11 protein-coding genes, 1 pseudogene and 1 riboswitch are annotated in these 13,433 nt (G+C 66.4%); of the genes and pseudogenes, 5 read left to right on the top strand and 7 right to left on the bottom strand.

All coding sequences use genetic code 11. The annotated features are described in order from the left end of the window. Positions 1 to 448: 448 nt before the first annotated feature. From SR882_RS11285 to SR882_RS11270, 4 genes and pseudogenes are all read left to right on the top strand, one after another. A pseudogene (locus SR882_RS11285) lies at positions 449 to 610 on the top strand (ComEA family DNA-binding protein); the annotation flags it as partial. Between the two features lie 166 nt (positions 611 to 776). Further along, positions 777 to 1,964 carry an ADP-forming succinate--CoA ligase subunit beta gene (gene sucC / locus SR882_RS11280; RefSeq protein ID WP_322521317.1) on the top strand — a complete coding sequence of 396 codons (1,188 nt, stop codon included), beginning with the start codon at positions 777 to 779 and terminating at the stop codon, positions 1,962 to 1,964. Continuing rightward, entirely contained in the window at positions 1,961 to 2,863 is a 903-nt protein-coding gene (sucD, locus tag SR882_RS11275) for a succinate--CoA ligase subunit alpha (protein WP_322521316.1), read from the top strand. The genes sucC and sucD overlap by 4 nt, the downstream gene beginning before the upstream one ends. Then, positions 2,860 to 4,548 carry an NAD+ synthase gene (locus SR882_RS11270; protein WP_322521315.1) on the top strand — a complete coding sequence of 563 codons (1,689 nt, stop codon included), beginning with the start codon at positions 2,860 to 2,862 and terminating at the stop codon, positions 4,546 to 4,548. Before sucD ends, SR882_RS11270 begins: the two co-directional genes overlap by 4 nt. Positions 4,549 to 4,606: 58 nt before the next feature. Here SR882_RS11270 and SR882_RS11265 read toward each other — a convergent pair whose 3' ends face one another. From SR882_RS11265 to SR882_RS11235, 7 genes are all read right to left on the bottom strand, one after another. After that, positions 4,607 to 5,341: a 16S rRNA (uracil(1498)-N(3))-methyltransferase gene (locus SR882_RS11265; RefSeq protein WP_322521314.1), complete on the bottom strand. Its 735-nt coding sequence runs from the start codon at positions 5,339 to 5,341 to the stop codon at positions 4,607 to 4,609. Between the two features lie 5 nt (positions 5,342 to 5,346). Beyond that, positions 5,347 to 6,687 carry an adenosylmethionine--8-amino-7-oxononanoate transaminase gene (locus SR882_RS11260; protein ID WP_322521313.1) on the bottom strand — a complete coding sequence of 447 codons (1,341 nt, stop codon included), beginning with the start codon at positions 6,685 to 6,687 and terminating at the stop codon, positions 5,347 to 5,349. 27 nt (positions 6,688 to 6,714) lie between these two features. Next, the gene (locus tag SR882_RS11255; RefSeq protein ID WP_322521312.1) at positions 6,715 to 7,704 is read right to left on the bottom strand and encodes a 3-dehydroquinate synthase II; all 990 of its coding nucleotides are present in this window, start codon (positions 7,702 to 7,704) and stop codon (positions 6,715 to 6,717) included. Between the two features lie 40 nt (positions 7,705 to 7,744). Beyond that, positions 7,745 to 8,587 (bottom strand): methylenetetrahydrofolate reductase [NAD(P)H], encoded by an 843-nt coding sequence (metF, locus tag SR882_RS11250; RefSeq protein ID WP_322521311.1) that lies wholly within the window; start codon positions 8,585 to 8,587, stop codon positions 7,745 to 7,747. An 86-nt stretch (positions 8,588 to 8,673) separates the two neighbouring features. Further along, positions 8,674 to 10,098: an adenosylhomocysteinase gene (ahcY, locus tag SR882_RS11245; RefSeq protein WP_322521310.1), complete on the bottom strand. Its 1,425-nt coding sequence runs from the start codon at positions 10,096 to 10,098 to the stop codon at positions 8,674 to 8,676. 112 nt (positions 10,099 to 10,210) lie between these two features. Then, a riboswitch (S-adenosyl-L-homocysteine riboswitch) is annotated at positions 10,211 to 10,318 on the bottom strand. A 69-nt stretch (positions 10,319 to 10,387) separates the two neighbouring features. Beyond that, positions 10,388 to 11,560, bottom strand: coding sequence for a methionine adenosyltransferase (metK, locus tag SR882_RS11240; RefSeq protein WP_322521309.1), 1,173 nt, complete (start codon positions 11,558 to 11,560; stop codon positions 10,388 to 10,390). Between the two features lie 119 nt (positions 11,561 to 11,679). Beyond that, entirely contained in the window at positions 11,680 to 12,531 is an 852-nt protein-coding gene (locus SR882_RS11235) for a phosphate/phosphite/phosphonate ABC transporter substrate-binding protein (protein WP_322521308.1), read from the bottom strand. A gap of 313 nt (positions 12,532 to 12,844) precedes the next feature. Here SR882_RS11235 and SR882_RS11230 point away from each other — a divergent pair, with 313 nt between their 5' ends. Next, positions 12,845 to 13,399 carry a thioredoxin family protein gene (locus tag SR882_RS11230; protein WP_322521307.1) on the top strand — a complete coding sequence of 185 codons (555 nt, stop codon included), beginning with the start codon at positions 12,845 to 12,847 and terminating at the stop codon, positions 13,397 to 13,399. Positions 13,400 to 13,433 lie beyond the last annotated feature (34 nt).

Genomic DNA, 13,433 nt, shown 5'->3' with positions numbered 1-13,433 from the left:
TGAGGCCCCCGTAACCGTCAGGTTGCGGGGGCTTCTTCGTGCTGGGGAAGCCCTTTCGGGCTCTCGGCCGCAGCCCTTCGGCTGCGGCGTTCACGTCGGCTGCGGCTGTCCACCGGACAGCCGATCCTCGTTCACCCCCATGTGAAAGTCGGTCCACGCCAGGCTCCCCATTTGAAACCCCCGCACGCCACAAGGCTGCGGGGGTTTTGCTTTGTAGGAATCGGCGTACAGCGATTGACGTCGATTCCTACGGCGATTGAGGATTATCCCGATATTCCCCGCCGGCCATTCGCCTTATCCTGCTCTTCTGGATAACACATGATGAGTTGAGCGAGTGGTGAAGACGAACACAGGTGTTTCGCGGGTAGCTCTGGGCGCGTTGTTGCTGACGTCTGTTTCGGTTCAGGCAAGTGTTCTGGATCTCAATCAGGCGTAAGCAGACGAGCTTGCCCGCGTAAGTGGTGTCGGGCCGGTGCAAGCGGAGCGAATCGTCCTGCACCGCCTGACCGTCGGCGCATTCGCCTCCTTCGACGACCTGGAATCGGTCTGGGGTCTTGATCCGCAGATCATCCGCCGGCTACGCCCCTACGTCGCGGTTCACCCTGACTGACTCGCGTGTTTTTGATTTCTCCCCTGAGTGACTCGTTGCCCCGGCCCCGCCGGGGCTTTTTCTTGTCTTGTGTTCCGCCCTGCGGATACCGTCGGCGGGCATGACAATAGGGCGTCGGTGCGCGACAATGCCCCCTTTTCATTGACGCATTCTGGAACGGGTCACCATGAACCTGCACGAATATCAGGCCAAGTCATTGCTGTCCGAATTCGGCATTCCCGTGCCGTCGGGCGCCCTGATCCGCTCGGCCGACGATGTGGGCGACGGTGCCCGGCTGTCGGCGAGTGAATCCGGTCGCTGGGTGGTAAAGGCGCAGGTGCATAGCGGCGCACGCGGTAAGGCCGGCGGTGTACGGCTGGTCGGTGATGTCGCCGGGGTCAGCCAGGCGGCGAGCGAACTGCTCGGCACCCGGCTCGTCACCACGCAGTCCGGGCCTGCCGGGTTGCCGGTGGAGACGCTGCTGGTCGAACCGGCGGCCTCTATCCGACACGAATACTACCTGGCCGTCACGGTCGACCGGGCATTGCAGCGCGTGGTCATGATTGCCTCCTCGCAGGGCGGCATGGACATCGAGGCGGTCGCGGAACGCCATCCGCAATCAATCCACCGCGCGGTGGTCAACCCCACCGTGGGGCTGGGCGCCTACCAGGCCCGCGAGCTGGGGTTCTCTCTTGGCCTGGGGGCTGACCAGATGAAGGCGTTCGTGTCACTGGCACTGAAGCTCTATCGGGCCTTCACCGAACGAGACGCGGCCCTGATCGAGATTAATCCGTTGGCGGAGCTGGCCGACGGTCAATTGGCGATCGTGGATGCCAAGGTGGCCCTGGATGACAACGCCGAATACCGGCAAGCCGATTGGTGGCAACGCCGCGACGTCGCCCAGGAGGATCCCGCCGAGCGCAAGGCGATCGACCATGGGCTCAATTACGTCTCGCTGGATGGCAACATTGCCTGCATGGTTAATGGTGCCGGGCTGGCGATGGCGACCATGGACCTGATCCAGCACGCCGGCGGGATGCCGGCCAATTTTCTGGATGTCGGCGGCGGCACGTCGGCGGCCAAGGTGACCGAGGCGTTCAAGTTGATCCTCGCGAACCCGCGAGTCGAGGCCATCCTGGTCAATATCTTCGGCGGGATCGTCCGCTGTGACCTGATCGCCGAGGGCATTATCGAAGCGGCCCGAGAGGTGGCGCTCGAGGTGCCGACCGTCGTGCGGCTGGCCGGGACCAACGCCGAACAGGGGCGCCGCATGCTGGCCGAATCCGGCCTGGCGTTGACGGCCGAAGACGATCTCGCCGCTGCCGCCAATCGGGCGGTGGTGCTCGCCAACACCAAGCGGGAGGCCGACCGATGAGCATTCTGGTCGATGAATCCACCCGGGTTATCTGCCAGGGGTTTACCGGGAAACAGGGCACCTTTCACTCCGAGCAGGCGATCGCGTATGGCACGCGTCTGGTCGGCGGGGTGACGCCCGGCAAGGGCGGGCAGACACACCTGGGCCTGCCGGTGTTCGATACGGTCGCCGATGCCGTGCGGGAAACCGGTGCGACGGCGAGCATGATCTACGTGCCCGCGCCCTTTGCCGCGGATTCGATTCTCGAGGCCGCCGCGGCCGGTATCGAGGTGATTGCCTGCATCACCGAGGGCATCCCGGTGATCGACATGCTGAAGGTCAAGGCCGTGCTGGCTCAGGATTACCCGGATGCCTGCCTGATCGGACCGAACTGCCCGGGGCTGATCACGCCGGATAGCTGCAAGATCGGCATCATGCCGGGCTCGATCCACACCAAGGGGCGCGTCGGCATCGTGTCTCGTTCCGGCACTTTGACCTACGAGGCCGTCGCTCAGACCACGACCGCCGGTCTCGGCCAGAGCACCTGCGTCGGTATTGGTGGCGACCCGGTTGGCGGGCTCGATTTCATCGACTGCCTGTCGCGCTTTGCCGAAGACCCGCAGACCGAGTTGGTGCTGATGGTGGGTGAAATTGGCGGCGGGGCCGAAGAAGCCGCCGCCGAGTTCATCCGGCAGGGGTATCCCAAGCCCGTGGTGGCGTACATTGCCGGCGCGACGGCGCCGGCCGGCAAGCGCATGGGGCATGCCGGGGCGGTGATTGCCGGGGGCAAGGGGACCGCGGCGGCGAAATGCGCGGCCCTGCGTGCCGCCGGCGTGCACGTCGTGGACAGCCCGGCCGAGCTGGGCGTCACGGCCGCCCGCGTGCTCGAGAGCCAGTCCGAGGGCATGAGCACATCGTGACTGACAATCTGAACCGAATCGACGAGCGCGAGGTTGGCGGGCTGCGGATCGCGCTGGCCCAGATCAACACCCGGGTCGGGGACTGTCGCGCCAACGCCTCGCGCGTGATCGAGCTGGTGGCGCGGGCCCGCAAGGAGATCGAAGCCCGGCTGGTCGTCTTTCCCGAACTGACCATCTCCGGCTACCCACCCGAAGACTTGCTGCTGCGCGAGGATTTCGTCGACTCCTGCGAGGCCCAGCTGGTGCGAATTGCCGGGGCGGTGGGCGATACGGCCGTGCTGATCGGCACGCCGGGGCGAGACGCCGAGGGCTGCCTGCAGAACCAGGCGGTACTGATCGATGGCGGACAAATCGTGGCCCGCTACGCCAAGCGCGCCCTGCCCAACTACGGCGTGTTCGACGAGAAGCGCTACTTCCGCAAGGGGACTTCGTCGCTGGTGGCCGAGATCGATGGTGTCCCCGTGGGGGTAGTCATCTGCGAGGACGCCTGGCGCCAGGGGCCGATCGAGGAGACGGCCGCCGCCGGCGCCCGCGTCATCTGCGTGCTAAACGCCTCGCCGTTTCATCGTCAGAAGACCCGCGAGCGCGAGGCCCAGATCGCCGAGCGCGTGCATTCCAGCGGCTGCGCGATCATCTACGTCAATCTGGTTGGCGGTCAGGACGAACTGGTGTTCGACGGGCGGTCATTCGTCTCCTGTCGCACCGGCAATCACATGCACCTGCCCGGCTTTGTCGAAAGCATCGGCTGGACGGAGATCTCGGCAACGGGCGAAGTCGTCGCCCACGGCCCCAGCCATGACTGGCAGCAGGGCGAGGCGGAGATCTATCGCGCCCTGACCACCGGCGTTGCCGACTACGTGCGCAAGAACGGGTTTTCCGGCGTGGTGCTGGGGTTGTCGGGCGGTATTGACTCGTCCCTGGTGCTCGCGCTCGCGGTGGATGCGCTGGGCGCGGACAACGTGCTGGCCGTGCGCATGCCTTCCCAGTACACCTCGCCCATGAGTCTCGAGGATGCCCAGCTTCAGTGCGAGGCGCTGGGCGTGCGTTGCGAAACCTTGTCGATCGCGCCAGTCTTCAGCTCGTTCCAGGAAACGCTCTCGCCCTTGTTCGCCGGCCTGGCGGATGACGTCACCGAGGAGAACCTGCAGGCCCGCGCCCGCGGCGTGATCTTGATGGCCTTGTCGAACAAGTTCGGCCGGCTGCTGCTGACGACCGGCAACAAGTCGGAACTGGCCGTCGGTTACGCGACCCTGTACGGCGACATGGCCGGTGGTTTCGCCCCGATCAAGGATGTCCCCAAGACGGTGGTCTATCAGCTAGCCCGCTACCGCAACTCGCTGGGGGGAACCGTGCGCCCCGAGCTCGACGCAGTGCCCGAACGGGTCATCACGCGCGAGCCCTCGGCGGAGCTGCGTGCCGATCAGCGTGATTCGGATTCGCTGCCGGCCTACGCGGATCTCGATCGGATTATCGAGGCATTCGTCGAACACGACAGCAGTATCGAGGAGATCGTCGCCATGGGGCTGAACGAGGCCGTGGTCCGCCGGGTGGTCGGCATGATCCTGGTCAACGAATACAAGCGTCGCCAGGCCCCGCCGGGGGTGCGTATCAGCCGGCGCGCCTTCGGCCGTGACCGTCGTTACCCGATCAGCTCCGGTTTCCGTCCCGACAAGATTGACGACTGAGTCTCGCTGATCGGCTAACAGGAAGGGCCGGCAGTCAGCGGTGGACCGGCCGGCATTTCTATCCCAGATCGCCCCACTGGTACTGCAGCACCGCCACCCCGGTGATCGCTGCAGTCTCGGCGCGCAGGATGCGCGGTCCGATGGTCAGTGCCCGAAACCCGTGTTCCCCGGCCAACGCGACTTCGTCCCCGGTCAGCCCGCCCTCCGGGCCGACCAGCAGCGACACTCCCGTGGGGCGCTGCTGATCGCGCAGGGCTTGCAGCGGCTGTTGGGCGCGTGGGTCGAGCACCAGTTTTACCGGCGCATCGGTTGCCGCCAGTGCCTGGTCCAGTGGGCGAATCGGTTCGATGGTCGGCAAGGTGTCGCGCCCGCACTGCTCGCAGGCGTTGATCATGATCTGACGCCAGCGGACCAGGCGCTTCTCGGCCCGGTTGCCCTTCAGTTCCAGCACGCTGCGCTCGGTTTCCACCGGCGCGATGGTAGTCACGCCCAGCTCGACCGCCTTCTGGATCACCAGCTCCATTTTCTCGCCCTTGGCCAGCGCGGCCATCAGGGTGATCGGGACCACCGACTCGGCGGGGCTGGCTTGGCTCGATTCGACCAGCACGCGGGCTTCGCGCCGTGCCAGTGTCAGCCGGCCGCGGGCGCGCGAGCCGCGCCCGTTGAACAGTTCCAGTGGCTGGCCGTCCTTCAGGCGCAGGACGTTTCTCAGGTAGTTGACGGTATCCGCCGGCAGGTCGATTTCGCTGCCGGCTTGTAGTTCGTGGTCGACAAAGACGCGGCGGGTGCGCATCGGTGCTAGCGCGACGCCACGCGCGCGGCGTCGCGCGTGACTTCGAATACGTGTCGATAGTCGTCTTCGTCGAGCACGTAGGGGGGCATCCAGTAGAGGGTGTTGCCGAGCGGGCGCAGCAGCAGCTCATGCTCGAGCGCGTATTGGTACGCGCGCACCCCGCGGCGATCCCCGGACGGAAACGGCTCGCCCGTCGCCGGGTCGACCAGGTCCATGGCGGCGATCATCCCGGTGCGGCGCACGTTGGTGATGTGGGGCTCTTCGGCCAGTTCGGCGAGGTGCCGGTCCATGATGTCCTGCGATTTCTGGTTGGCGTTGATGACGTCGTCGCGCTCGAACAGGTCGAGGGTGGCGAGTGCCGCCGCGCAGGCCAGCGGGTTGCCCGTGAAGCTGTGGCTGTGCAGGAAGGCGCGCATGGTCGCGTAGTCGTCGTAAAACGCCTGGTAGACCGTGTCGCTGGTCAGTACCGCGGCCAGCGGCAGGTAGCCGGCCGTCAGCCCCTTGGACAGGCACATGAAGTCCGGGGTGATGTCGGCCTGTTCGCAGGCGAACAGGGTGCCGGTGCGGCCGAAGCCCACCGCGATTTCGTCACAGATCAGGTGGACGTCGAACTCGTCGCAGAGCATCCGCAGTCCGCGGATGTAGTCCGGGTGGTGCATCAGCATGCCCGCCGCGCATTGCACCAAGGGTTCGACGATCACCGCGGCGGTACGGTCGGCCTGCTCCTCGAGGATCCGTCGCATGCCCTCGAGCGCCTCGGCGGCCCGCTCGCGACAGTCGCCCTGATCCTGGCGGCAGGCCGGCGACGGGGCGGTCGCGGTGGCGCGCAGTAGCGGGCCGTAGGTGTCCTTGTACAGGCCGACGTCACCGACCGAGAGCGTGCCGAGCGTCTCGCCGTGGTAGCTGTTGGCCACCGTGACGAACTCGCTCTTCTCCGGCCGGCCGCTGTTGCGCCAGTAGTGGTAGCTCATCTTGAGCGCCACCTCGACACCCGAGGAGCCGTTGTCGGCGTAGAAGACGCGGTCGAGCCCCGAGGGCGTGATCTCCACCAGTCGTTCGGAGAGCTCGACCACCGGGCCGTGCGAGAAGCCGGCCAGAATCACGTGCTCGAGCTTGTCGAGCTGTGCCTTGATGCGGTCGTTGATGTAGGGGTTGGCGTGGCCGAAGATGTTGACCCACCAGGAGCTGATGATGTCGAGGTAGCGCCGACCGTCGAAGTCGTACAGCCACGGCCCCTCGCCGCGGTCGACGGGTACCAGCGGGATGGACTCGTGGTCCTTCATCTGGGTGCAGGGGTGCCAGAGGACGTTGAGGTCGCGGCGTTGCCAGTCCTGGTTGCGGGTCATGCCGTGCTCCGGAAGTCAGCGGTGAATTCAGCGTTCGTTGATGGTCTCTTCGACCCGTCGGCCGAAGTGCCGCCCGCCGCGCTCGGCCAGCGAGACGCGCACCCGGTCGCCGGGCCGGAGGTCGAGCACGCTTACCGCCCGGCCTTCGAGGGAGACCAGGCGGATAGTCTCGGCGTGCTGCAGTATCGCGGAGTAGCGGGTGCCGTCATCGTCGACCGCCTCGATCTGCACCATCGGCCGGCGCTCGATCTTGTTGCGGCCGACGGCGAGCGTGCGCGTGTGGCCATCGCTGTCCACCACCAGGGCGGGGTCACCACTTGCCATCTCGGCGAGATAGCGCACGCGGTCCCCGGGCGTGACCACGTAGCCGTGGATCGCGCCGGCGTTCACCCGGAAGGGGCGTGCGGCACAGTGCGGGTTGTCGACGTTTTCGCTGTGGATCAGAAAGCGGGCGTGGTTGAAGCTGCCCACCAGCAGGCCCTCGCCAGGGGCGAGTTCGCCGATCAGGTCGAGGCAGCTGCGATCGCCCATGCCCACCGGCGTGATGGCGCTGATGCGCGCGTCCGTCAGCTCGACCGGTGCGGGGGCGAGCTCGGCGAGCATGCGCCCCAGTGCCGCGATGGTGGCGGCGTCCGCATGGCGCAGCCAGATGCCCGCCACTCCCTGTTCCATGATCGTCAGTGCGAGTTTGGCCTGCTCGGCGGTATCGACCACCTGAATCACGTCCACGCCGCGGGCGATCAGGTTCTCGGCCGGGATGATGGTCCATTCGGTCGGTTCGATCACGGCGAGCCGGTCAGGCCGGACGGCCTCCTCGTCACTCTCGCGCTCAATGCGGTAGCGCTCGAAATCCCGGCCTTCACGGAACGCGCCACCGGCGCCGACACGCGGCAGGTCTGCCGTGTCGGCGCCTTCCGGCACCACCAGGGCCGTGGCGCCGGCCTCGCCCGCGGCGCGTGCCGTGGCCGGGTCGGCCGGTTCGATCCAGATGTGCTTGCGCGGGGTCGAATCGCTCATGAGCGGCAGTATAACGTCTCGCCGGGGCGGCCGTGCGGGGTCAGTCCGCGACCAGGCCGGCATCCTTGCACAGCCGGATCACCGGTCCCGAGCGGTTCATGGCGTAGAAGTGGATTCCCGGCGCGCCGGCATCGACCAGTTGCCGGCAGAGCTCGGCGACCACGTCGTGACCGAAGGCGCGCAGGCTTTCCAGGTCGTCGCCGAAGGCCTCCAGGCGTTTGCGCAGCCAGCGCGGGATGTCCGCGCCGCACATGTCGGAAAATCGCGCCAGTTGCTGGTAGTTGGTGATCGGCATCACGCCGGGGACGATCGGCACGGCGATGTCCAGGCGTTCGCAGTCATCGAGAAAGCGCCGGTAGGCCTCGATCGAGTAGAAATACTGCGTGATCGCCGCGTCCGCGCCGGCCTCGACCTTGCGCTTGAAGTTGGCCAGGTCGTCATCCGCACTGGCGGCCTGCGGATGGATTTCCGGGTAGGCCGCCACCTCGACGTGGAACCAGTCACCGCTGTACTCGCGGATGAAGGCGACCAGCTCGTTGGCGTAGCGGAAGTCGCCCGGGTCCTGCATGCCGCTGGGCAGGTCGCCGCGCAGGGCGACGATCCGCCGGATGCCCTGCTCGCGGTAGTCGTCGAGGATCTGCCCGATGCCCTCGCGCGAGGAGCCGATGCAGGACAGGTGCGGGGCGGCCGGCACGCCCGAGTCGCGCTGGATCTCGCGGACCGTCTCGAAGGTGCGGGTCTGGGTCGAGCCGCCCGCACCGAAGGTGACCGAGAAGTACTCGGGGTCGATTGCGCGCGCCAGTGTCTGATAGACCTCGCGCAGCTTCGCCTCGCCGTCGTCGGACTTGGGCGGAAAGAATTCACAGGAAACCGGGATCGGCATGCTTCCTCCGGAAAATGTAGGGCGGGCGACACGGGATGCCGTGCCGCCCGGGGGCGTATCGGTCGCGCCAGATCAGTAGCGCCAGATCAGTAGCGATAGGCGTCCGGCTTGAACGGACCGTCGGCGGGCACGCCCAGGTACTTGGCCTGCGCGTCGGTCATGCGCGTGAGCACACCGCCGAAACCTTCGACCATGTAGCGGGCGACTTCCTCGTCGAGCTGCTTGGGCAGTACCTCGACGCGCAGCGACTCGGCCTTCTTTCCGGCCGGCAGGTCGGCGAAGCGTTCCTGGAACAGATGGATCTGTGCCAGTACCTGGTTGGCGAACGAGCCGTCCATGATGCGGCTCGGGTGGCCGGTGGCATTGCCCAGGTTCACCAGGCGGCCTTCGGAGAGCAGGATCAGGTAATTCTCGCTGTCCGGGTCGAATGCGCCGCCGGCGGTCGCCTCGCGGTAGATCTTGTGGACCTGCGGCTTGATCTCTTCCCAGGCCCAGTTTTCCCGCATGTAAGCGGTGTCGATCTCGTTGTCGAAGTGGCCGATGTTGCAGACCACGGCCGCGTTCTTTAGTGCCCGCAGCATGGGGGCGTCGCAGACATTGACGTTGCCGGTGGTGGTGACGAGCAGGTCGATCTTGCCCAGCAGGGCCTTGTCGATGCCGTCGTCGTTGCCGGTGTTGATACCGTCGACGTACGGCGAGACAACCTCGAAGCCGTCCATCGCGGCCTGCATGGCGCAGATCGGGTCGATCTCGGTAATCTTGACGATCATGCCCTCCTGGCGCAGCGAGGCGGCCGAGCCCTTGCCGACGTCACCGTAGCCGATCACCAGCGCCTGCTTGCCGGAGAGCAGGTGATCGGTGGCGCGCTTGATCGCATCCGAGAGCGAGTGACGGCAGCCGTACTTGTTGTCGTTCTTCGACTTGGTGACCGCGTCGTTGACGTTGACCGCCGGGATCTTGAGCGAGCCTTCCTCGAGCATTTCCAGCAGGCGGTGCACGCCGGTGGTGGTTTCCTCGGAGACGCCGTGGATGCCCTCGATCAGGTTGGGGTATTTCTCGTGCATCAGGCCGGTGAGGTCGCCGCCGTCATCGAGCAGCAGGTTGGGGGTCCAGGCTTGCTGGTCGTCCCCGGGACCCTGGATGGTCTGTTCGACGCACCACCAGTATTCCTCCTCGGTCTCGCCCTTCCAGGCGAATACCGGCACGCCAGAGGCGGCGATCGCGGCCGCGGCGTGATCCTGCGTCGAGAAAATGTTGCACGACGACCAGCGCACCTCGGCCCCGAGCGCGGTGAGCGTCTCGATCAGCACGGCGGTTTGGATGGTCATGTGGATGCAGCCGGCGATGCGCGCTCCGGCCAGCGGCTGCTGGGCGCGGTATTTCTCGCGGATCTTGATCAGCGCCGGCATTTCGCGCTCGGCGATGCGGATCTCGCGGCGGCCCCAGTCGGCCAGCGTGATGTCGGCGACCTGGTAGTCGTTGAAGGCTTGCGGTTTGGTGACTGCGTTCACGGTCAGCGTCCTCGTCGATTCTTTTCAGTGGATCGACTTGAACGAGAGGGCGGGACGTGCGGCTCTTGTTCAAGTCGAGGCTTGAAAGCGAACCCGGTTCTAATGGGGCGGGTTCTCAAGAGCGCCGTTGTTCAGGTGACGGACCGACTGTGTCGGACCGCCGCCACGCCTCGGCCGAGCCTGACCCGCTGATCAGCGGATTGCAGCGCTCCTCGGTCGGGGCGGGGAAATCAGTCGCGGAGTATAACCGCCCGCGGGACGGTCTGCACGGGCGAGTCGCGCCGGGGCCTTACAGACCCGCGTCGGCGCGCAGTGCCTCGGCGCGATCGGTGCGCTCCCAGCTGAATTCCGGCTCCTCGCGGCCGAAATGGCCGCCGACGGCGGTCTTACGGTAGATCGGCCGGATCAGGTCCAGCATTTTCAGGATGCCGTAGGGGCGCAGGTCGAAGTGCTGGCGGACCAGATCGGTGATGCGCTCGTTGGAGACCGTCCCAGTGCCGAAGGTGTCGACCGAGATCGAGGTGGGTTCGGCGACACCGATGGCGTAGGAAATCTGGATCTCGCAGCGATCGGCCAGCCCGGCGGCCACGATGTTCTTGGCCACGTAGCGCCCGGCATAGGCGGCCGAGCGGTCGACCTTCGAGGGGTCCTTGCCGGAGAAGGCACCGCCGCCATGGCGGGCCATGCCGCCGTAGGTGTCGACGATGATCTTCCGCCCGGTCAGGCCGCAGTCGCCCACCGGGCCGCCGATGATGAACTGGCCGGTGGGATTGATGTGGTACTTGGTGTGCTGGTCGAGCCACTCGGCCGGCAGCACCGGCTTGATGATCTCCTCCATCACGGCCTCGTGCAGGTCGGGCTGGGCGATGTCCGGGTTGTGCTGGGTGGAGAGCACCACGGCGTCGATGCCCACCGGGACCCCGTCCTCGTAGCGGAAGGTGACCTGCGATTTGGCGTCGGGACGCAGCCACGGCAGGGTGCCGGCCTCGCGCACCGTCGCTTGTTGTTGCACCAGGCGGTGGGCGTAGGTGATCGGCGCGGGCATCAGCACGTCGGTTTCGTTGGTCGCGTAACCGAACATCAGGCCCTGGTCGCCGGCGCCCTGGTTGGCGACGTCCTCGCGGTCGACGCCCTGGGCGATATCGGAGGACTGCTTGCCGATGGCGTTCAGCACGCCGCAGGTATGCCCGTCGAAGCCGAGCTCCGAGCTGGTGTAGCCGATGTCCACGATCACGTCGCGCACCAGTTCGTCCACATCGACCCAGGCCGAGGTGGTCACCTCGCCGGCCAGGACGACGAAGCCGGTCTTGACCAATGCTTCGCAGGCAACCCGGGCCGCGGGATCCTGCTCGAGGATCGCGTCGAGGATGGCGTCACTGATCTGGTCGGCGATCTTGTCCGGGTGGCCCTTGGAGACGGACTCCGAGGTGAACAGGTGGCGCTTGGCGGCGTGTGCGCTCATGTCGTGCAGGCCTCTCTTGCATGCAGATGGGGCGGTCGAGTCGTGTCGCCGGGCGCGGTCAAGCCGTCCGGCGGGCGCAATCATGGCACAGCTTGCCCCGCGGGTCAGTCGCCGGGCGTTCAGTAGCCGTAGGTGCCGATCAGCAACTCGGCGTTACCGCGGTAATAGCGGTTGGTCGCGGGCACGATGTCGGTCAGCTGCTGTTCGTCGAGGATGCGCTGGCCTTCCTCGGTTTCGGCAAAAGACAACAGTGCCTGTTGCAGCGCCTTGCGGGTGCGCTCGTTGAGCTCCGGTGAAACGGAGAAGCCCAGGAAGGGCAGGGGCTCGGTCGTGATCACCGGGTACAGGCCCGGGTAGCCGCCGACCAGCGGGGAGGGGATCACGCCGGCCCGCGCCTTGCCCTCGAGCACGGCGGTGGCGACATCGCGGTTGGTGCGTTCGAAGACCAGGGTCGGTTGCTGGACCGGGTTGGGGAACAGCTGATAGAGCACCAGTGCCCCGACCGATGGCGACGGCTGGACCGCGACGCGCTTGTTGACGAGCTCCTTGGGCGACAGGATCAGGTCATCATCGCGGGTGACCAGCGACTGGGTCACCTCGCCGTCGAAGCGGGCAATGACCTGCCAGTTCTGGCGCTGGACGCGAAAGTCGGTCACCGGGGCGGCATCGAGTGCAATATCGAACTCCGAGCCGCCGCGCGTCGCCTCCCAGAAGGAAAGGTAGTTCGGGAACAGTTCGAGTTCGACCGTCTCGCCCAGCCGGCGACTCAGGTAGTCGGCCACCGGCGCGTAGGCCTGGCTCAGCTCCGCTTCCGGCAGGAAGGGCGCGATTGCCATCTTGAGAGTGTCCTCTGCCTTGGCGGGCAGAGTGACGACCAGCAACGCGGCGGCCCCGAGGAGCAGGGAAAGCAGTCCGGTGTGGCGACGAGCGGTCGGGCGAGAGGCGTGGGCGGGGCGCGGCGAGGCGTGCATTGGGGTGTTTCTCCTGGTCCTTGGCGATCGTTTCGTGTCCGCGACCGGTCTGCCGCCGGTTTGCGCGTATTGCCCTGACGGGGTCTGGATCCTGCGTGGCCGGCCGGCTGCCAGGGCGGCCTGCGGTGCCATCACCCGCGTCATGGCGGATACTCGAATCGCAGGAAAAATATCACAGTTGCCGCTCGGGCGGCGAGCGGCGGGCGGTTTGCCTTCCGGTTGGTGTGTCATGCGACACTCTGGTGTTCACTCAAGCACTAGGCCTTCCAAACACTGGGCCTTCCCTAGAGACAAGCCGCAAGGAGGTTCGCTCATGGCTCGCACCGAAACCCCGGTCTGTGATTTTGGTCGTCCCGCCGTGGATTTTGCCCTGCCGGACACCGAGGGGCGCATCTGGCGCCTGAGTGATGTGCAGGGTGAAAAGGGCACGCTGGTGATGTTCATCTGCAACCATTGCCCCTACGTCAAGGCGGTGCTCGATCGCATCGTGCGCGATGCGCGTGAACTCAAGGGGCTGGGGGTCAACACGGTGGCGATCATGTCCAATGATCCCAGCGACTATCCCGAGGACTCGCCGGAGAACATGAAGCGGGTCGCCGAGGCGTACAAGTTCTCCTTTCCCTACCTGGTCGACGAGTCCCAGTCTGTCGCCAAGGCCTATGGGGCGGTCTGCACGCCGGATTTCTTTGGCTACAACGCGGATCTCGAGCTGCAGTACCGCGGTCGCTTGGATGCCTCACGCAAGGAGGCCGAGCCGGACGCGCCGCGCGAGCTGTTCGAGGCGATGAAGCAGGTGGCCGAAACCGGTCGCGGCCCCGAGGAGCAGGTTCCCTCCATGGGTTGCTCGATCAAGTGGCGCGAGGCCTGAGCTGGCTGGCCTGGCCGGCCTTTTTGGCTCGCCG

This window comes from Guyparkeria halophila, assembly GCF_034479635.1.
In the GTDB taxonomy this organism is placed as follows: Bacteria; Pseudomonadota; Gammaproteobacteria; order Halothiobacillales; family Halothiobacillaceae; genus Guyparkeria; species Guyparkeria halophila.
Note: the sequence above shows the minus strand (reverse complement) of the source record. Positions and strands in the feature narration are given on the sequence as shown.